General features: G+C 72.7%; 18 protein-coding genes. 13 read left to right on the forward strand and 5 right to left on the reverse strand.

Annotated elements, in window-relative coordinates; all coding sequences use genetic code 11:
• Positions 1-27: 27 nt before the first annotated feature.
• From B085_RS0134350 to B085_RS0134400, 10 genes are all read left to right on the forward strand, one after another.
• The gene (locus tag B085_RS0134350) at positions 28-1,725 is read left to right on the forward strand and encodes a nitrite/sulfite reductase (RefSeq protein ID WP_018563138.1); all 1,698 of its coding nucleotides are present in this window, start codon (positions 28-30) and stop codon (positions 1,723-1,725) included.
• The gene (locus B085_RS0134355; protein WP_018563139.1) at positions 1,722-1,901 is read left to right on the forward strand and encodes a hypothetical protein; all 180 of its coding nucleotides are present in this window, start codon (positions 1,722-1,724) and stop codon (positions 1,899-1,901) included. The genes B085_RS0134350 and B085_RS0134355 overlap by 4 nt, the downstream gene beginning before the upstream one ends.
• The gene (locus tag B085_RS0134360; RefSeq protein WP_018563140.1) at positions 1,898-2,605 is read left to right on the forward strand and encodes a phosphoadenylyl-sulfate reductase; all 708 of its coding nucleotides are present in this window, start codon (positions 1,898-1,900) and stop codon (positions 2,603-2,605) included. The genes B085_RS0134355 and B085_RS0134360 overlap by 4 nt, the downstream gene beginning before the upstream one ends.
• Before the next feature lie 32 nt (positions 2,606-2,637).
• A complete protein-coding gene (cysC, locus tag B085_RS0134365) occupies positions 2,638-3,183 on the forward strand; it encodes an adenylyl-sulfate kinase (protein WP_026251736.1) in 546 nt (181 codons plus the stop codon).
• Positions 3,180-4,115 carry a sulfate adenylyltransferase subunit CysD gene (cysD, locus tag B085_RS0134370; protein WP_018563142.1) on the forward strand — a complete coding sequence of 312 codons (936 nt, stop codon included), beginning with the start codon at positions 3,180-3,182 and terminating at the stop codon, positions 4,113-4,115. Before cysC ends, cysD begins: the two co-directional genes overlap by 4 nt.
• Positions 4,116-4,117: 2 nt before the next feature.
• Positions 4,118-5,470, forward strand: a complete 1,353-nt coding sequence (locus B085_RS0134375) for a sulfate adenylyltransferase subunit 1 (protein ID WP_018563143.1) — start codon at positions 4,118-4,120, stop codon at positions 5,468-5,470.
• Between the two features lie 224 nt (positions 5,471-5,694).
• Positions 5,695-6,822 carry an ABC transporter substrate-binding protein gene (locus tag B085_RS0134385; RefSeq protein WP_018563145.1) on the forward strand — a complete coding sequence of 376 codons (1,128 nt, stop codon included), beginning with the start codon at positions 5,695-5,697 and terminating at the stop codon, positions 6,820-6,822.
• Positions 6,823-6,874: 52 nt separating this feature from the next.
• Positions 6,875-7,669 carry an ABC transporter ATP-binding protein gene (locus B085_RS0134390; protein ID WP_018563146.1) on the forward strand — a complete coding sequence of 265 codons (795 nt, stop codon included), beginning with the start codon at positions 6,875-6,877 and terminating at the stop codon, positions 7,667-7,669.
• Entirely contained in the window at positions 7,656-8,549 is an 894-nt protein-coding gene (locus tag B085_RS0134395) for an ABC transporter permease (RefSeq protein ID WP_018563147.1), read from the forward strand. The genes B085_RS0134390 and B085_RS0134395 overlap by 14 nt, the downstream gene beginning before the upstream one ends.
• 2 nt (positions 8,550-8,551) lie before the next feature.
• Complete coding sequence (locus tag B085_RS0134400; protein WP_018563148.1) at positions 8,552-9,307, forward strand: sirohydrochlorin chelatase; 756 nt, start codon at positions 8,552-8,554, stop codon at positions 9,305-9,307.
• A gap of 27 nt (positions 9,308-9,334) precedes the next feature.
• On the opposite strand, the gene B085_RS0134405 is transcribed toward B085_RS0134400, so the two are convergent.
• Both B085_RS0134405 and B085_RS0134410 read right to left on the reverse strand, forming a co-directional pair.
• On the reverse strand, positions 9,335-10,186 hold the full coding sequence (locus tag B085_RS0134405) for an LLM class flavin-dependent oxidoreductase (protein ID WP_018563149.1): 852 nt from the start codon (positions 10,184-10,186) through the stop codon (positions 9,335-9,337).
• 175 nt (positions 10,187-10,361) lie between these two features.
• On the reverse strand, positions 10,362-11,837 hold the full coding sequence (locus B085_RS0134410; RefSeq protein ID WP_037733031.1) for a glycosyltransferase family 39 protein: 1,476 nt from the start codon (positions 11,835-11,837) through the stop codon (positions 10,362-10,364).
• A 114-nt stretch (positions 11,838-11,951) separates the two neighbouring features.
• Here B085_RS0134410 and lepB point away from each other — a divergent pair, with 114 nt between their 5' ends.
• Positions 11,952-12,623, forward strand: a complete 672-nt coding sequence (lepB, locus tag B085_RS0134415) for a signal peptidase I (protein ID WP_026251737.1) — start codon at positions 11,952-11,954, stop codon at positions 12,621-12,623.
• A 116-nt stretch (positions 12,624-12,739) separates the two neighbouring features.
• Here lepB and B085_RS0134420 read toward each other — a convergent pair whose 3' ends face one another.
• Positions 12,740-13,534, reverse strand: coding sequence for a class I SAM-dependent methyltransferase (locus tag B085_RS0134420; protein WP_026251738.1), 795 nt, complete (start codon positions 13,532-13,534; stop codon positions 12,740-12,742).
• 19 nt (positions 13,535-13,553) lie between these two features.
• Positions 13,554-14,165: a winged helix-turn-helix transcriptional regulator gene (locus tag B085_RS0134425; RefSeq protein WP_018563153.1), complete on the reverse strand. Its 612-nt coding sequence runs from the start codon at positions 14,163-14,165 to the stop codon at positions 13,554-13,556.
• 107 nt (positions 14,166-14,272) lie between these two features.
• Between B085_RS0134425 and B085_RS0134430 the strand changes: the two genes are divergently transcribed.
• Both B085_RS0134430 and B085_RS44740 read left to right on the forward strand, forming a co-directional pair.
• A complete protein-coding gene (locus B085_RS0134430; protein ID WP_018563154.1) occupies positions 14,273-15,484 on the forward strand; it encodes a pyridoxal phosphate-dependent aminotransferase in 1,212 nt (403 codons plus the stop codon).
• A 428-nt stretch (positions 15,485-15,912) separates the two neighbouring features.
• Entirely contained in the window at positions 15,913-18,135 is a 2,223-nt protein-coding gene (locus B085_RS44740; RefSeq protein WP_051102239.1) for an MMPL family transporter, read from the forward strand.
• A 117-nt stretch (positions 18,136-18,252) separates the two neighbouring features.
• Here B085_RS44740 and B085_RS49770 read toward each other — a convergent pair whose 3' ends face one another.
• Positions 18,253-18,450: a hypothetical protein gene (locus B085_RS49770; RefSeq protein WP_158689881.1), complete on the reverse strand. Its 198-nt coding sequence runs from the start codon at positions 18,448-18,450 to the stop codon at positions 18,253-18,255.
• Positions 18,451-18,471: the final 21 nt, after the last annotated feature.

Genomic DNA, 18,471 nt, shown 5'->3' on the forward strand with positions numbered 1-18,471 from the left:
CCAGCCTGCCAGAAGGACTGCATCTCCATGGCTTCCACGCCTGACCAGCCGAACGCCGCCGCGCCGCGCCGCAAGGTCGGCCGCCACCGCGGCGAGGGCCAGTGGGCGGTCGGCCACATGACGCCGCTCAACGCCAACGAGCAGTTCAAGCGGGACGACGACGGTCTCAACGTGCGGACACGCATTGAGACGATCTACCGGGACCGCGGCTTCGACGCGATCGACGGCGCCGACCTGCGCGGCCGCATGCGCTGGTGGGGCCTGTACACCCAGCGCAAGCCCGGGATCGACGGCGGCAAGACCGCGATCCTGGAGCCGGAGGAGCTGGACGACAAGTTCTTCATGCTCCGCATCCGCGTCGACGGCGGCCGGCTCACCACCGAGCAGCTGCGCGTCATCGGCGAGGTCTCCCAGGAGTTCGCCCGGGGCACCGCCGACATCACCGACCGGCAGAACATCCAGCTGCACTGGATCCGCATCGAAGACGTCGCCGAGATCTGGCGCCGGCTGGAGGCCGTGGGCCTGTCCACCACCGAGGCGTGCGGCGACACCCCGCGTGTCATCCTCGGCTCGCCCGTCGCCGGGATCGCCGAGGACGAGATCGTCGACGGCACCTGGGCCGTCGACGAGGCCCACCGCCGCATCGTCGGCAACAAGGAGTTCTCCAACCTCCCCCGCAAGTTCAAGTCGGCGATCTCCGGTTCGCCGCTGCTGGACGTGGCCCACGAGATCAACGACGTCGCCTTCGTCGGCGTCCGCCACCCCGAGCACGGCCCGGGCTTCGACGTGTGGGTCGGCGGCGGCCTGTCCACCAACCCCAAGATCGGTGTCCGGCTGGGCGCGTGGGTGCCGCTGGAGGAGGTCCCCGACGTCTTCGAGGGCGTCATCTCGATCTTCCGCGACTACGGCTACCGGCGGCTGCGCAACCGCGCCCGGCTGAAGTTCCTGGTCGCCGACTGGGGCGTGGAGAAGTTCCGCCGGGTGCTGGAGGACGAGTACCTGGGGCGCGCGCTGACCGACGGCCCCGCCCCCGACCAGCCGGTCCAGCAGTGGCGGGACCACGTGGGCGTGCACCGCCAGAAGGACGGCCGTTACTACGTCGGCTTCGCGCCGCGCGTCGGCCGGGTGGACGGTGCCACTCTCAGCAAGATCGCGGAGCTGGCCGAGGCGCACGGCTCCGGCCGGCTGCGGACCACCGTCGAGCAGAAGATGATCGTGCTGGACGTGGAGCTCGACCGCGTCGACTCGCTCGTCGCGGGGCTGGAGTCGCTGGACCTGCAGGTGCGGCCCTCCCCCTTCCGGCGCGGCACGATGGCCTGCACCGGCATCGAGTTCTGCAAGCTGGCCATCGTCGAGACCAAGGCGCGCGGCTCCTCGCTGATCGACGAACTCGAACGCAGGCTCCCCGAGTTCGACGAGCCGATCACGATCAACGTCAACGGCTGCCCCAACGCCTGCGCCCGCATCCAGGTCGCCGACATCGGACTCAAGGGCCAGTTGGTGCTGGACGACGACGGCCGCCAGGTGGAGGGCTACCAGGTGCACCTGGGCGGCGCGCTGGGCCTGGAGGCCGGGTTCGGCCGCAAGGTCCGCGGCCTGAAGGTCACCGCGGACGAGCTGCCCGACTACGTCGAGCGTGTCCTGAAGCGCTTCCAGGCCGAGCGCACGGACGGCGAGCGCTTCGCGCAGTGGGTGACGCGGGCGAGCGAGGAGGCGCTGTCGTGAGCGAGCGTGCCGCACCCTTCCACTGCCCCTACTGCGGGGACGAGGACCTTCACCCCGCGGAGCAGGGGCACGGCGCCTGGGAGTGCCGGTCGTGCAACCGCGCGTTCCAGCTGAAGTTCCTGGGCCTGCTGGCCCGGGGGCTGCGGACCGGGACCGGCGAGGGAGGCCCTTCGTGACCACCGCGCAGCGGCACACCGCGGACGAACTGCGGACGCTGGCCGAGCAGGCCGGCCGTGACCTGGAGGACGCCCCGGCGCCCGAGATCCTGCGCTGGGCCACGGGCATCTTCGGCTCGCGGTTCTGCGTCACGTCCTCGATGGAGGACGCGGTCGTCGCCCATCTGGCCTCGCGCGTCGCCCCGGGCGTCGACGTCGTCTTCCTCGACACCGGCTACCACTTCCCGGAGACCATCGGCACCCGTGACGCGGTCGCCGCCGTCATGGACGTGCGGGTCATCACGCTGACCCCCCGTCAGACCGTTGCCGAGCAGGACGCCGAGTACGGGCCGAAGCTCCACGACCGCGACCCCGACCTGTGCTGCGCGCTGCGCAAGGTCAAGCCGCTGGAGGAGGGACTGACCGGCTACGACGCCTGGGCGACCGGCCTGCGCCGCGACGAGTCCCCCACCCGGGCCGGCACCCCGGTCGTCGGCTGGGACGCCCGGCGCGGCAAGGTGAAGGTCTCCCCCATCGCCCGCTGGACGCAGGACGACGTGGACTCCTATGTCGCCGAGCACGGGGTGCTCACCAATCCGCTGCTCATGGACGGTTACGCCTCGGTCGGCTGCGCCCCCTGCACCCGCCGGGTGCTGGAGGGCGAGGACGCCCGGGCCGGCCGCTGGGCGGGCCGGGGCAAGACCGAGTGCGGACTGCACGGCTGATGACGACGGAACGGATCTCCCGGGAGGGGCGGATGAGTGTGACGGACGCGGGCACCACGGTGTGGCTCACGGGTCTGCCGAGCGCGGGCAAGACCACGATCGCCCGGTCGCTGGCCGCAAGGCTGCGCGGCGAGGGGCACCGCGTGGAGGTACTGGACGGCGACGAGATCCGCGAGTTCCTCTCCGCGGGCCTCGGTTTCGGCCGCGAGGACCGGCACACCAATGTGCAGCGGATCGGTTTCGTCGCCGAACTCCTCGCCTCCAACGGGGTCAAGGTGCTGGTCCCGGTCATCGCGCCGTACGCCGACAGCCGGGAGGCCGTCCGCAAGCGCCACGAGGCGCGGGGCACGGCGTACCTGGAGGTGCACGTGGCCACGCCGGTGGAGGTCTGCTCCGTACGCGATGTGAAGGGCCTGTACGCCAAGCAGGCCGCGGGCGAGATATCCGGGCTGACCGGTGTCGACGACCCGTACGAGGCACCCGAGATCCCCGATCTGCGGATCGAGACCCAGGACCACACCGTCGAGGACTCGGCGGCGCTGCTGACGGCGCTGCTGGTGGAAAGGGGACTCGCGTGACCACGGTAGTCGCGGTCGACGAGAGCACCGGCAAACCCTTCGCGCTGTCGCACCTGGACGCGCTGGAGTCGGAGGCGGTGCACATCTTCCGGGAGGTGGCGGGCGAGTTCGAGCGGCCGGTGATCCTCTTCTCCGGCGGCAAGGACTCCATCGTCATGCTCCATCTGGCGCTGAAGGCCTTCGCCCCGGCGGCGGTCCCCTTCTCGCTGCTGCACGTCGACACGGGCCACAACTTCCCCGAGGTGCTGGAGTACCGGGACCGCACCGTGGCCGAGCACGCGCTGCGGCTGCACGTCGCCTCGGTACAGGACTACATCGACGACGGCCGGCTGCGCGAGCGCCCCGACGGCACCCGCAACCCGCTGCAGACGGTGCCGCTGACCGAGGCCATCCAGGAGCACCGCTTCGACGCCGTCTTCGGCGGCGGCCGCCGTGACGAGGAGAAGGCCCGTGCCAAGGAGCGGGTGTTCTCGCTGCGTGACGAGTTCTCCCAGTGGGACCCGCGCCGTCAGCGCCCCGAGCTGTGGCAGCTCTACAACGGCCGGCACGCCCCCGGCGAGCACGTGCGCGTCTTCCCGCTGTCCAACTGGACCGAGCTGGACGTGTGGCAGTACATCGCCCGTGAGGGGATCGAGCTTCCGGAGATCTACTACGCCCACGAGCGCGAGGTGTTCCGGCGCGGCGGCATGTGGCTGACCGCGGGCGACTGGGGCGGTCCGAAGGACGGCGAGACGGTGGAGACCCGTCTGGTCCGCTACCGCACGGTGGGCGACATGTCCTGCACCGGCGCGGTGGACTCCGACGCCGCCGGCATCGACGCCGTCATCGCCGAGATCGCCGCGTCGCGGCTCACCGAGCGGGGCGCCACCCGGGCCGACGACAAGCTCTCCGAGGCCGCGATGGAAGACCGCAAGCGCGAGGGGTACTTCTAGCCATGACCACCGGTACCACCGCCGCCGAGCAGCTCTCGGCCACCTCCCTGCTGCGCTTCGCCACCGCGGGCTCCGTCGACGACGGCAAGTCCACGCTGGTGGGGCGGCTGCTGCACGACTCAAAGTCGGTGCTCGCCGACCAGTTGGAGGCCGTCGAGCTCGCCTCCGCGCGCCGCGGGCAGGACGCGCCGGACCTGGCGCTGCTCACCGACGGCCTGCGCGCCGAGCGCGAACAGGGCATCACCATCGACGTGGCCTACCGCTACTTCGCCACCCCGCGGCGGCGGTTCATCCTGGCGGACACCCCGGGGCACGTGCAGTACACGCGGAACATGGTGACCGGCGCCTCGACCGCCGAGCTGACCGTGGTCCTGGTCGACGCCCGCAACGGCGTCGTGGAGCAGACCCGCCGGCACGCGGCGGTGGCCGCGCTGCTGCGGGTGCCGCACGTGGTGCTCGCGGTCAACAAGATGGACCTCGTCGACTGGTCGGAGCCGGTCTTCGCGGCCATCGCCGAGGAGTTCACCGCGTACGCGGCCTCGATCGGTGTCCCGGAGATCACCACGATCCCCATCTCGGCGCTGGCCGGCGACAACGTCGTGACACCGTCGGCGAACATGGACTGGTACGGCGGCCCGACGATCCTGGAGCACCTGGAGACCGTCCCCGTCGGCAGCGACCCCGGCGCGCAGCCGGCGCGCTTCCCCGTGCAGTACGTCATCCGCCCGCAGACCGCCGAGCACCCGGACTACCGCGGCTACGCGGGGCGGATCGCCTCGGGCGTGCTGCGGGTCGGCGACCCGGTGACGGTGCTGCCGTCCGGGCTGACGAGCACGATCAGCGGCATCGACCTGCTCGGCGCCCCGGTCGACGTGGCATGGGCCCCGCAGTCGGTGACGCTGCTGCTCGGCGACGATCTCGACATCTCGCGCGGCGATCTGATCGCGCCCTCCGGCACCGCCCCGGCGACCACCCGGGAGGTCGAGGCGACCGTGTGCCATCTGCACGAGCGGCCGCTGGCGGTCGGCGTGCGCGTGCTGCTGAAGCACGGCACGCGCACGGTCAAGGCGATCGTGCAGCGGCTCCCGTACCGGATCGACCTGACCCGGGGGCTGGAGCACCAGGACGATCCGGGCGAGTTCGGCGTCAACGACATCGGCACGGTGGTACTGCGCACCTCGGAGCCGCTGCCGCTGGACGCGTACGCCGACTCGCGGCTCACCGGCTCCTTCCTGCTGATCGACCCGGCGGACGGCACCACGCTGACCGCCGGCATGGCCGGCGAGGCCTTCGCCGCCCGCACCGCCACGGCCGCCGCGGACGCGGCCGGCGAGGACGAGGGGTGGGACTTCTGATGGCGTTCGACGACGCCTTCGCGGGATTCGCCAAGGAGGGCGGTCGCGTCGGCAGCGGCTGTCTGGGCAGCGGCACGGGCGGTGTCACGCGATGTGCGCGCTGACCCCGGCCGAGCAACGCGCTCACGCCGCGCAGGCGGCACCGCACCGACGACCACCAGACAGCCACCACCCCGGCGCGCCCTAGAGGGCGCGAGCCGGGGCCATCGAGAGGATCGCCTCCCGTGACTGCCGATCGCACCACCGCCCCGAGAACGTCCGCCCGTCGCCGCCTCACAGCGGGCGCCGCCCTTCTGCCCCTGCTGGTCCTGGCCGCCTGCGGCTACGGATCCGAGAAGAAGGACGACACCACCAACGCGGCCGCGAGCAGCGGCACCAGCAAGAAGCTGTCCGCCTCGACGGTGAAGATCGGCTACTTCGCGAACCTCACCCACGCCACTCCGCTGGTGGGCCTGAAGGAGGGCTTCTTCGCCAACGAGCTGGGCTCGGGCACCACGATCAAGGAGTCGGTCTTCAACGCCGGGCCCGCCGAGATCGAGGCCCTCAACGCCGGTTCGATCGACATCGGCTGGATCGGCCCCTCCCCGGCGGTCAACGGCTGGACGAAGTCCGGCGGCAAGAGTCTGAGGATCATCTCCGGTTCGGCCTCCGGCGGCGTCAAACTGGTCGTCAACCCGGAGAAGATCACGACGCTGAAGGACATCAAGGGCAAGAAGATCGCCACCCCCCAGCTCGGCAACACCCAGGACGTGGCCTTCCTCAACTGGATCTCCGAGCAGGGCTGGAAGGTGGACGCCACCAGCGGCAAGGGCGACGTCTCCGTGGTCCGCACGGACAACAAGGTGACACCCGACGCCTACAAGACCGGGTCGATCGACGGCGCGTGGGTGCCCGAGCCCACCGCCTCCAAGCTGGTCGCCGAGGGCGCGAAGGTGCTCCTGGACGAGAGCGACCTGTGGCCTGACAAGAAGTTCGTCATCACCAACGTGATCGTCTCCCAGACGTTCCTCAAGGAGCACCCGGACGTCGTCGAGGCCGTGCTGCGGGGTTCGGTGAAGACCAACGCCTGGATCAACGCCAACCCGGACAAGGCGAAGGCCGACGCCAACGCCCAACTGGAGAAGCTCTCCGGCAAGCCGCTGCCCGCCGACGTCATCGACCCGGCGTGGAAGAGCATCCAGGTGGTCGACGACCCGCTGGCGTCCACCCTGCAGACCGAGGCCGACCACGCCGTCACCGCCGGCCTGCTGGAGAAGCCCGCCCTCAAGGGCATCTACGACCTGTCGCTCCTCAACAAGATCCTCAAGGGCGTGGGCAAGACCGGGATCGACGACGCCGGTCTCGGCGGCTGACGCCCGGCAGAACAGATGAAGCCCGCAGCCCCAGCCCTCAGGAGGTGACGCCATGGCCACCGCACTCACCAAGCAGCCCGCCGTGACGGTCGAAGCGGCCCCGTACGCCGCACGGCTCGAGCACGTCTCGAAGTCCTTCGGCCGTCCCGGCGCGGAGACGCACGTGCTGGACGACATCAGCATCGACGTCGCCCCGGGCGAGTTCGTCTGCCTTCTGGGGGCCTCGGGCTGCGGCAAGTCCACACTGCTCAACCTGGTCGCGGGGCTGGACGGGACGACCGCCGGGGGCATCGAGACCCCCGGCGGCCGCCCGGCCCTGATGTTCCAGGAGCACGCCCTGTTCCCGTGGCTCACCGCGGGCAGGAACATCGAACTCGCCCTGCGCATGCGCGGCGTGCCGCGCGCCGGGCGGCGCCCGGAGGCCGAGCGGCTGCTGGAGCTCGTCCGGCTGAAGGGCGCGTACGGCAAGCGGGTGCACGAGCTGTCCGGCGGCATGCGGCAGCGCGTCGCGCTGGCCCGGGCGCTGGCGCAGGACAGCCGGCTGCTGCTGATGGACGAGCCGTTCGCCGCGCTCGACGCCATCACGCGCGACGTCCTGCACGAGGAGCTCACCCGCATCTGGGCCGAGACCCGCCTGTCGGTGCTCTTCGTGACCCACAACGTCCGCGAGGCGGTGCGGCTCGCCCAGCGCGTCGTGCTGCTCTCCTCGCGGCCGGGACGGATCGCCCGGGAATGGACGGTCGACATCCCGCAGCCGCGCCGCATCGAGGACTCGGCGGTCGCCGAGCTCTCCGTGGAGATCACCGAACACCTCCGGGGGGAGATCCGCCGACATGGCCGGCACTGAGACGAAGGCGCACACCGCGCACACCGGCGACCTCGCGGGGCTGGAGGCCGGCCTCGACGCCCTGGAGACCCGGTCCGCCACCCGCGTGCCGCTGGCCCGCGTGCTGCTGCAGAAGGCCGTTCCCCCGCTCGTCGCCATCGCCCTGGTGCTGGTGGTGTGGCAGCTCGCGTACCACTTCGAGGTCAAACCGCACTACCAGCTGCCCGGTCCGGCGGAGGTCGGGCGCGCCCTGCAGGACAAGTGGCTCGACGGCACGCTGCTCGGCTACGTCTGGACGAGCCTGTCGCGCGGCGCGCTGGGCTTCGTGGCCTCCGTCGCGATCGGCACGCCGCTCGGGCTGCTCGTGGCGCGGGTCCGGGTGGTCCGGGCCGCGATCGGGCCGATCCTGTCGGGTCTGCAGTCGCTGCCGTCGGTGGCGTGGGTGCCCGCGTCGATCATCTGGTTCGGGCTGTCGGACGCCACGATCTACTGCGTGGTGCTGCTGGGCGCGGTGCCCTCGATCGCCAACGGCCTGGTCGCGGGCGTCGACCAGATCCCGCCACTGTTCCTGCGGGCCGGCCGTACGATCGGCGCCACAGGTGTCCACGCGGTGCGGCACGTACTGCTGCCGGCCGCCCTGCCGGGGTACCTCGCGGGCCTCAAGCAGGGCTGGGCCTTCTCCTGGCGCTCCCTGATGGCCGCCGAGCTGATCGCCACCTCCCCCGACCTCGGCGTGGGCCTGGGCCAGTTGCTGGAGCAGGGCCGTGAACTGTCCGACATGCCGAGCGTGCTGGCGGCGATCCTGCTGATCCTGGTCGTCGGCATCGGCATCGAGCTGCTGGTGTTCGCGCCGCTGGAGCGTACGGTGCTGCGCAGCCGCGGCCTGCTGGCACGGGGCTGACCGTGAGCGCCCGGCACGTCCTCCTCGTCATCGCCCACGGCAGCCGCGACCCACGGCACGCCTCGACCGTCCACGCCCTGACCGAGCGGGTCCGGGCGGCCCGCCCCGGGCTGCGGGTGGAGACGGCCTTCCTCGACCATTGCGCGCCGAACGTGCCGCAGGTCGTGGACCGGCTGGCCGCGGAGGGCGTGCGCGACGTGGTGGCGCTGCCGCTGCTGCTGACCCGCGCCTTCCACGCCAAGGCGGACATCCCCGCGGCGCTGCGCGAGTCCGCGGCGCGCCACGCCCGGATGCGCGTGCGCCGGGCGGACGTGCTCGGCCCCTCACCGCTGCTGCAGGCCGCCCTGGAGCGGCGGCTGCGCGAAGCCGGGCTCGGCCCCGGCGACCGCCCCTCGACCGGGATCGTCCTGGCCTCGGCGGGCTCCTCCGACCCGGAGGCGATCGCAGTGATCGCAGAAATCGCGCGGGAGTGGCGGCGTACCGGTTGGTGCGCCGTGCGGCCTGCGTTCGCCTCCGCATCCCTTCCCACCACGGACGAGGCGGTGCGCGCGCTGCGCGCCGAGGGCGTACGGCACGTCGCCGTCGCGCCGTACGTCATCGCGCCGGGCTTCCTGCCCGACCGCATCGCCCGCGGCGCCCTGGCCTCCGGGGCGGACGTCCTCGCCGACGTCCTCGGCGACGCCCCGGAGGTCGCACGGCTGCTGCTGCGGCGCTTCGACGAGGCGCTGCTGCCGCGTCGGTCACTGGCCCTGGCCTGAGGCGTGGCGCGGGCAGGGCAGGGGCCGTCAGGTCACGACGTCCGCGAGGCGCTCCACCTGGCCGGGGTCCGACGCCCAGCAGTACAGCATCACTTCGTCGGCTCCGGTGCCCCCGTAGCCGGCGACAGCGTCCCGGATCTGCTCCGGGGTCGTCAGCAGTCCCTCCGCGACTCGGTCGGCGAACCCGCTGAAGGCGTAGTAGGCGCGGATGTTGGCGCGGGCCGCGGAGACCACCTCGTCCGGGCCGAGCGCGACGTTGGCCTGGGCGACGAGCCGGGGCCGCCCGGGCCGCGCGTGCCGCTCCCAGCTCCGTTCCGCCTCGCGGAAGAGCCGGTCCATCGCCTTGGGCGGCATTCCGGCGCCCAGGAAGCCGTCGCCGTGGCGGCCGACCCTGTCGAGTGCGGCCGGGACGAAGCCGCCGAACAGCACCTCGGGCCCGCCCGGGGTCACCGGGGCGGGGCCGATCGGCCCGGTCCCCTCGCCGTACGGGTCGCCCGCCCACAGGCGGCGAAGCACCGCCATCTGCTCGTCGAGCAGGTGGCCGCGGCGGTGGAAGTCGGCGCCCGCGGCGCGGAAGTCGTCCTCGCGCGCGCCCACTCCGATGCCGAGGGTGAAGCGGCCGCCGCAGAGGCGGTCCAGGGTCGCCGCCTGCTTGGCCAGGACGGCGGTGTCGCGGAACGGGGAGATGAGGACCTCGGTCTGCAGCCGGATCCTGCGGGTCGCCCCGGCGAGCACCGCGAGGGTGACCAGCGGTTCGGGGTTGTCGTACACGAGGCGGTCGAGCAGGCCGAGGCTGCTGAAGGGGCCGTCGTCGGCGCGGCGGGCCCAGGTCGTCAGCGCGGCGGGGTCGTCGACGGGAAGGCCGAGTCCGATCTTCATGGGGAGCTCCTCCGGAAGGGCAGGGACATGTGGTGCCGCCCCTCCGTGACCGCACGACCGACCGTGCGGGCCGCTCCCGTTCTGCGGCGTCCTTCAGGGAGCGTGATCATCGAGTGCTGCCACCGTAACCCGGCTCCCCCGGCCCGGCCCCCTCATTTTCCCGTGTCGTACCGGCCTAGTAGTAGTGGCGCAGCGCGGGCCACAGCTGTGACCACGGTTCGTTCGGGCCCGTGCACAGGACGATCGCGGCGTGCTGTTCCTCGTTGTCGACATCCTGGCCGTTGTCGACGCGGCCGACCCGCCGGCAGCCGGTGAAACGGCGTTCGACGCCGTCGGAGTCCTCCTGACGTACCAGCAGCACCGGGCCGGTGGCGGAGTCAGGAGGCGGGCCCCAGTCGGCGAAGCTCATGTGGGCGGAGTAGGGGGCGGGCAGGCCGCGGGCGGGACCGTAGTGCGCCAGGGCGCCGGCCTCTCCGTAGTTCTGGGCGAACACGACCGCGCGGGGCCGGTCGGCGGCGGGCACGTCGGACCAGGCCTCGGCGACGGCGTCGGCGAGCTGCGGCCAGCCGATCTGCTCGCCCTGCTCCTTGTTGACGCCGTTCACCGCGCCCACCACGCCCGGCGGGAGCACGGGCAGCGAGATCAGGGCGCTGATGACCGCCGTCAGCGCCACGGCCGGCCACATGGCGCGCGGCCGGGAGACGGAGGTGACGCAGCCCGCCGCGAGCAGCACGAGCAGCAACGGCAGGCAGTAGTACGGCTTGCCGCCCGAGACGACCACCACGACGGCGAGCAGGAGGTAGGCCGGGACGAACGCGCGCGCCCACCGCAGCGCGGGATCGCGCCACAGCCGCAGCCCTCCCGCGATCCACACCGGGACGAACACCGGTGAGAGGAAGACGATCTGCTGGGGCACGAACAGCACACGGTTCTCGGCGCCGTCGTCCGCGCTGATGCCGCCCGCCACGGTCAGCTGGGGCCAGCCGTGCGCCGCCTGCCACCACAGGCTGGGCAGGGCCACCGCGAGCGCGACGGCGGCTCCGGCGAGCGGCCACCAGCCGCGTAGCACCTGCCGGGGTCCGGTGGCGAGCAGCGCCACGAGCAGAGAGAGGGCCAGCAGGGCGATCAGGTACTTGTTCTGCATCCCGAAGCCGAGGGCCGCGCCCAGCGCGAGCCACAGGCGGCGGTCGCCGGTGCGCAGCAGCCTGAGCAGGAGCCAGCAGACGACCACCCACGCGAGCATGTCGAAGGTGGCGGTGGAGACCAGGTGGCCGACGGCGAGGACGAATCCGGAGACCGCCGTGCACGCCGCCGCGAGCACCTGCGCGGCCCGCCCGCCGCCCAGTTCACGGGCGACGGCGGCGACGGTCACGACGGTCACGGCGCAGGCGAGGGTGGCCACCACCCGCAGCCCGGCGGGCGTGTCACCGAAGACCGCGGTGGACAGGCGGGCCGCGAGCGGGGTGAGCGGGGGCTGGTCGACGTAGCCCCAGGCGGGGTGGTCGCCGGCGACGAGGAAGTACAACTCGTCGCGGTGGAAGCCGTAGCGGCCGGACAGCGCCGTCAGCACGGCGGCGACCGCGGCCGCGACCCCGAGCACCGGCACGGCGGCGAAGGGCGCCACTTGCGCGCGGACGTGCGTAGCGGACATCCCCCACCCCCCGGTGCTCCCCGTCGACGGTACCGGGGCGGTACCCGGGGGGCCATGGTTCCGGCGGGAGGACGGTGCCCTACCGTCGCCGTACACGGACTCCAGGGAGGGGCCATGACAGACGCAGGAAGACGGCGGCGCATCGCGGCGTGGGTGCTCGGACCGGTGGGGCTGGTGCTCTTGGTCGGTGCGGTGGTGACGTCCCGGACGGACTACACGACGGGCACGGTCTCCAGCGCGGCCATGGAGCCCGGCTACTCCCCCGGTGAGCGGCTCCTGTTCGAGCGGATCGGGGCGGACGAGGTGCGGCGCGGCGACGTGGTGCTGATCGACGGGCAGGGCCGTTACCAGGGCGGGCCGGTACTCGAGCGCGTGATCGGCGAGGGCGGCGACCGGGTCGCGGAGCGGCGCGGCGGACCGGTGACGGTGAACGGCGAGGAGCTGTCCGAGCCGTACGTGAAGGACGGGGATCCGTCGGGCGGGGCGCCCGCGTTCGACGTCACGGTGCCCGAGGGACGGCTGTTCCTGCTGGGCGACCACCGCGCGGACTCCATGGACTCCCGCTACTTCGTCCGGGACCAGTCGGGCACCCTCCCCGCCGCCGGTGTCCGGGCCCGCGTGCTGGAGGACCGTACCGGCCCCCTGCTGCTGGCCCTGGGGCCGCTGTTCGGCTTCGCGTCGGCCGTCACCGGACTGGTGCTGGGCATCGCGGCGCGGGCCGCCCGCCGCAGCGGGCGCGGCCCGGCCGCGCCGCCGGTCTGGAGCCGCGTACCGCCGGTGCCGTAGCTGCCATGACCGGGGGTGGTCACGGTGGAGGGCTCGGCTGTCCGCGCCGTCTCGCGCCCTGCGGGCGCACAGCGGCGGGCCAGCCGAACGAACACCCTCCGCCCGCCCCGGTGCGTCTACCACCCGTCGACGTCGAAGCGGCTCAGCCGCGTGCCTGCGCCGCGCGAGGCGCGGTCGAGCAGCGCGCTCAGCAGGCGTCGCCCTGGAGTGAGCCGTGCGCGGGCCTGCGGCGGGAGGTCCCACAGGGTCCGGGAGTCGCGCAGCCGCAGCCCCCAGGCGGCCAGTTCGCCCGGATCGTCGCAGCTCCAGCCGACGTTGACGGCGCGCGGGCGGCGGGCCTCCGCGGAACCGACGGTGTCCATCAGGAGGACCGAGCCGGGGAACCGGTCGCGGATGACGTCGACGGCGGAGCGGGCGCCGTCCTCGGAGAGGTAGATGAGCACGGCCTCGAAGACGAAGACGTAGGGGCCGGGGGCGGCCGCGACGGCCGCCGCCCAGTCCGGTTCGGTCGCGGAGCCCGCGGCCATGCGGCGGCGGTCGTGTTCCGCGAAGAGCTCGCGGCGCAGCGCGATGACGTCCGGCAGGTCGATCTCGACCCAGGTGGCGGCGCCGTTGTCGAGCCGCTCGTAACGGGTGTTGAGGCCGACGCCGATCTCGACGACGGTGCCCGACGGGTGCTCCTCCAGGAACTCCCGTACCCATTCGTCGAGCACGACGCCGCGGAACACCGGGCCGAGCAGCCTCAGCCGGCCGCCGACGCGCGTCAGGTCGCGGTCGAGGGCGTCGGCCACCTCCACCGACCGGGGGTCGCGGGTCAGCGGACGCCGGCGGCGCGTCTCGTCCGCGCGCGCCCGCAGCGGTATGAGCAGGGTCTCCTGGACCCGGCCGAGTTCCACGCGGCGACGCTCCACCCGGGCACCGTACCGCGGTTCACGCCCCGCGAAGGGCGTCCGCGAGAGGGCCGTCGCCGGTGACCTCGGCATCCCCGTCCCTCAGGGCGCCGGCGATGCCCCGGACGGCTCCCGGGGGCAGTGCCACGACCGCGTCCGGGCGCTTGGCGGGGCCGTCGGCGTACGAGGGGGTCCCGCCGCCGAGTTCGATGTGGAAGGCGCCCTCGTCGAGGCGGACCTCGACGACCCCCGCGGGGATCCCGGGGAGCGCGGCGAGGTGCCGCATGAGGGGCACGGCGGCCCAGTGCGCGCGGACGGCGTCGGTGGGCCGGGGGTCCCGCAGCTCCGGCGCGCCCCATTCGGCGAGGGCGCCGAGGACGCCGAGCAGTTCCCGGCCGCGCGGGGTGAGTTCGTAGACGTACGCGGCGCCGGGCGGCGCGAGGCGGCGGCGGGTGACCAGGCCGTCGCGCTCCATCTCCTTGAGCCGGGAGGCGAGGACGTCGGTGCTGACGCCGGGCAGGTCGGCGTGGAGGTCGGTGTACCGGCGGGGGCCCGCCAGCAGCTCCCGGACGATCAGGAGCGTCCAGCGCTCCCCGACGGTGTCCAGGGCCCGGGCGACGGAGCAGTACTGGTCGTAACTTCGGCGCGGCATGATCCCCAGTGTAGACAAGGAGTTGGACTTTCCAAGCGCGCACTTGGTAAAACCAAGGAGAGCAGCGTACCGGGCAGGACCGCGGGACCGGATCGGGAGGCCGTCGCATGGAGTACAAGCAGTCGGGCAAGCTGGCCGACGTCTGTTACGAGATCCGGGGGCCGGTGATCGAGCACGCCAACGCGCTGGAGGAGGCGGGGCACAGCGTGCTGCGGCTCAACACGGGCAATCCGGCGCTGTTCGGGTTCGAGGCGCCCGAGGAGATCCTGCAGGACATCATCCGCACGCTCCCCGCGTCGCACGGCTACAGCGACTCGCGCGGCATCCTGTCGGCCCGCCGAGCGGTCGCCCAGCACTACCAGGAGCGCGGGCTCGCCGATGTCGGCGTGGACGACGTCTTCCTCGGCAACGGGGTGTCGGAGCTGGTGCAGATGGCCGTCCAGGCCCTCGTCGACGACGGTGACGAGGTGCTGATCCCGGCTCCCGACTTCCCGCTGTGGACGGCCGTGACGAACCTGGCCGGCGGCAAGGCGGTGCACTACCTCTGCGACGAGCAGGCGGACTGGTTCCCCGACCTCGACGACATCGCCTCCAAGATCACCAGTCGTACGCGGGCGCTCGTCATCATCAACCCCAACAACCCGACGGGCGCGGTCTACCCCCGCGAACTGCTCGAGGGGATGCTCGACCTGGCGCGCCGCCACCACCTGGTGGTCTTCGCCGACGAGGTGTACGACAAGATCCTCTACGACGACTCCGTGCACCACTCGGCGGCACAGCTCGCACCCGACGTGCTCTGCCTGACCTTCAGCGGACTGTCCAAGGCGTACCGGGTGGCGGGCTTCCGCTCCGGCTGGCTGGTCGTCACCGGGCCCCGGCAGCACGCCAAGAGCTACCTCGAGGGCCTGACGATGCTGGCCTCGATGCGGCTGTGCCCCAACGTCCCGGCCCAGCAGGCGATCCAGGCCGCGCTCGGCGGACGGCAGAGCATCAAGGACCTGATCCTGCCGGGGGGACGGCTGCACGAACAGCGCGACAAGGCCTGGGAGAAGCTGAACGAGATCCCCGGCGTCAGCTGCGTCAAGCCCAAGGGCGCGCTCTACGCCTTCCCGCGGCTGGACCCGAAGGTGCACCGGATCCGCTCCGACGAGAAGTTCGTGCTCGACCTGCTGCTCCGCGAGAAGATCCAGGTCGTCCAGGGCACCGGCTTCAGCTGGCCGCGCCCGGACCACTTCCGCATCCTGACCCTCCCCCGCGCCGACGACCTGGACGCCGCCATCAGCCGCATCGGGCGCTTCCTGGCCGGCTACCGGCAGTAGCCCGGATAAGGCGCCGGGTTCCCCGAAGGGAGGATGCGGGGGCGGGAAGCCGGCGCGCTGGGATTCCTTGTGCAGAGGAGCGGGAGAAGGAAGCAGACCACGGAGCCGCCCCCGCGTGCCGCTCACCCTGACGGCGGGACATGGGGCTGCCGCCTCGCGTCTTCGTGCGGCCGGACACCGGGACGACGGTCGTTGTAGGGGGCACCACTCCCGTGGGCGGGGGTTTTCCCCACTCCCTGGGGAGGAGAAACCCGCCGCCGGTTCACCTGTCAGCCGGATGGGGCGCTGTCCCGCGGGCCCATAGCGTCGAGGGCGAGGCGGTGGTGAGGTTCCACCGCCCGGCTTCGAGGGGGTTCGCAACCGTGGCAAGCGCACACGGCAGGGCACGTACCGCGGGGACGGTGCGCGGACAGGGCATCGCCGCCGCCATGGGCGGCTGGAGCGCCCGGCACCGCTGGACGGCGGTCGGGAGCTGGCTGCTCTTCGTCGTACTCGCGCTGGTCATCGGCTCGATGGCCGGGCGGGTCGACCTGACGGACCGGGAGGAGGTGCCCGGGGAGTTCGGGCAGGCGGTGGCCATCCTGGACGACGCGGGGCTGAACGACGAACCGGCCGGCGAAATGGTGCTGGTCCAGGCGGCAGGGGGTTCCCTGCAGGCCACCGACCCGGTGTTCCGCGCCGTGGTCGGGGAGGTCGTCGCCGCGGTCGAGGGCACCGGCCAGGTCGCATCCGTCCAGTCGCCGTACGACGTCGGCGCGATCTCCGAGGACGGCCGGTCCGTACTGGTGAGGTTCGACATGCGGGGCGACCCGCAGACAGCGCCCGACCGGGTCGAACCGGTCGTCGAGGCCGTCAGCGGTGTCCAGGACAAGCACAAGGACCTGAAGGTCGAGCAGTTCGGCGCGGCCAGCTCGGAGAAGGTCTTCAACGACGCGTTCGGCAGCGACTTCCAGCGCGCCGAGTACTCGGCGCTGCCGGTCGCGCTCGGCATCCTGCTGATCGCCTTCGGCGCGCTGGTGGCCGCGCTGCTGCCGGTGCTGCTGGCGATGACGGCCTTCCTCGCCACGACCGGCCTGGTGGCCGTGGTGAGCCACGCAGTCCACATGAGCGACACCGCCAACTCCGTGATGCTGCTGGTCGGCCTGGCGGTCGGTGTCGACTACTGCCTCTTCTACCTGCGTCGTGAACGTGAGGAGCGGGAGGCCGGTCACGACGCGCAGACGGCGCTGCGGATCGCTGCGGCCACCAGCGGCCGGGCGGTACTGGTCTCCGGCGTGACCGTGATCGTCGCGATGGCGGGCATGCTCTTCACCGGCATCGGCGACTTCAAGGCGATGGGCCTGGCCACGATGATGGTGGTGGCCGTGGCGATGTTCGGCTCGGTCACGGTGCTGCCCGCGCTGCTGTCCCTGCTGGGCGAGCGGGTCGAGAAGGGCCGGATCCCCTTCCTGCGCCGCCGCGGCAAGGGGACGGGCGGGGAGTCCCGCGTATGGCGGGCGATCCTCGGGGCCGTGCTGCGCCGCCCGGTGGTGGCGGCGGCCGTGGCCGGCGGGGCGCTGGTCGCGCTCGCCGTCCCGGCGGTCGGCCTGAACACCGCGAACCTGACCCTGAGCCAGGAACTGGGTGACGGCCTGCCGGTCGTTCGGGCGTACGAGGACATCAACAAGGCGTTCCCCGGCGGTCCGGACCCGGCCCAGGTGGTCGTCAAGGCCTCGGACATCACCTCGCCCGAGGTACGTCAGGCCATCGACGCCTTCTCCCGGGCGGCCGTGGCCGAGGGCGCCTCCCCCGGCCCGGTGAAGACCGAGCTCCACGAGAAGGAGGGCGTCGCCGTCCTGAAGGTGCCGCTGACGGGCGGTACCGACGAGGAGAAGGCCGAGGCCTCGCTGAAGGTCCTGCGTGACGAGGTGCGCCCGGGCACCCTGGGCGATGTGGCCGGTCTCACGGCGCCGATCGGCGGCTCGACCGCGGCGTCGATGGACTTCACCGACAAGATCGGCGACGCGGTACCCCCGGTGTTCGCCTTCGTCGTGGCCTTCGCCTTCCTGCTGATGCTGCTCTCCTTCCGTTCGCTGACCATCGCGGTCACCTCGATCGTGCTCAACCTGCTGTCGGTGGGCGCCGCCTACGGCATCCTCACCATCGTCTTCCAGCACGGCTGGGGCGCCGGCCTGGTGGGCGCCGAGGGCGTGGGCGCGATCGTGGCCTGGCTGCCGCTCTTCCTGTTCGTGATCCTCTTCGGGCTCAGCATGGACTACCACGTGTTCGTGGTCTCCCGGATCCGCGAGGCGCGGATGCGCGGGCTGACCACACAGGGCGCGATCCGGCACGGCATCACGACGACCGCCGGTGTGGTCACCAGCGCGGCGGTCATCATGGTGGCGGTCTTCGCGATCTTCGGCACGCTGTCCATGCAGAGCATGAAGCAGATGGGCGTGGGCCTGGCCGCGGCGGTGCTCATCGACGCCACCGTCATCCGCGGTGTGCTGCTGCCCGCGGTGATGTCCCTCTTGGGCGAGCGCAACTGGTATCTGCCCAAGTGGCTCGGCTGGCTGCCGGACATGACCCACGACGAGGCGGCCGTCGCGCCCGCCCCGGTACGGCAGGCCACCGCCCCCGCAGCGGTCGAGCCCTCGGGCGTGGGCCGCTGACCCGGCGGACCCGGTGAGGACGCTCCGGCCCGGCCCCCGACGCCACGGGGGCCGGGCCGCGGCGTACCGGCTCCCGCTCAGGGCCGGCCCGCGCCGTACGTCGCCGCGACGGCGCTGTCAGCCCTCGGCGCCGGGGAGTGGGGCTATGGCCCCGCTCCCCGGGCCGTCCGCCGCGCGTGCGGCCGGGGCCGTGGCCGCACGCGCGGGGCCGGCGGTCCGGAACGGGTCGAGGACGGGTGCCGGACCGCGCACCGCGAACGGCGCGGTGCGGTCGGGATCCGAGAAGAGGTCTCGCTCATCGCCTGAATTCGACATGCCCGCAGCGTATCCCGTGTT

Origin of the sequence: Streptomyces sp. BoleA5 (genome assembly GCF_000373665.1) — a bacterium.
In the GTDB taxonomy this organism is placed as follows: Bacteria; Actinomycetota; Actinomycetes; order Streptomycetales; family Streptomycetaceae; genus Actinacidiphila.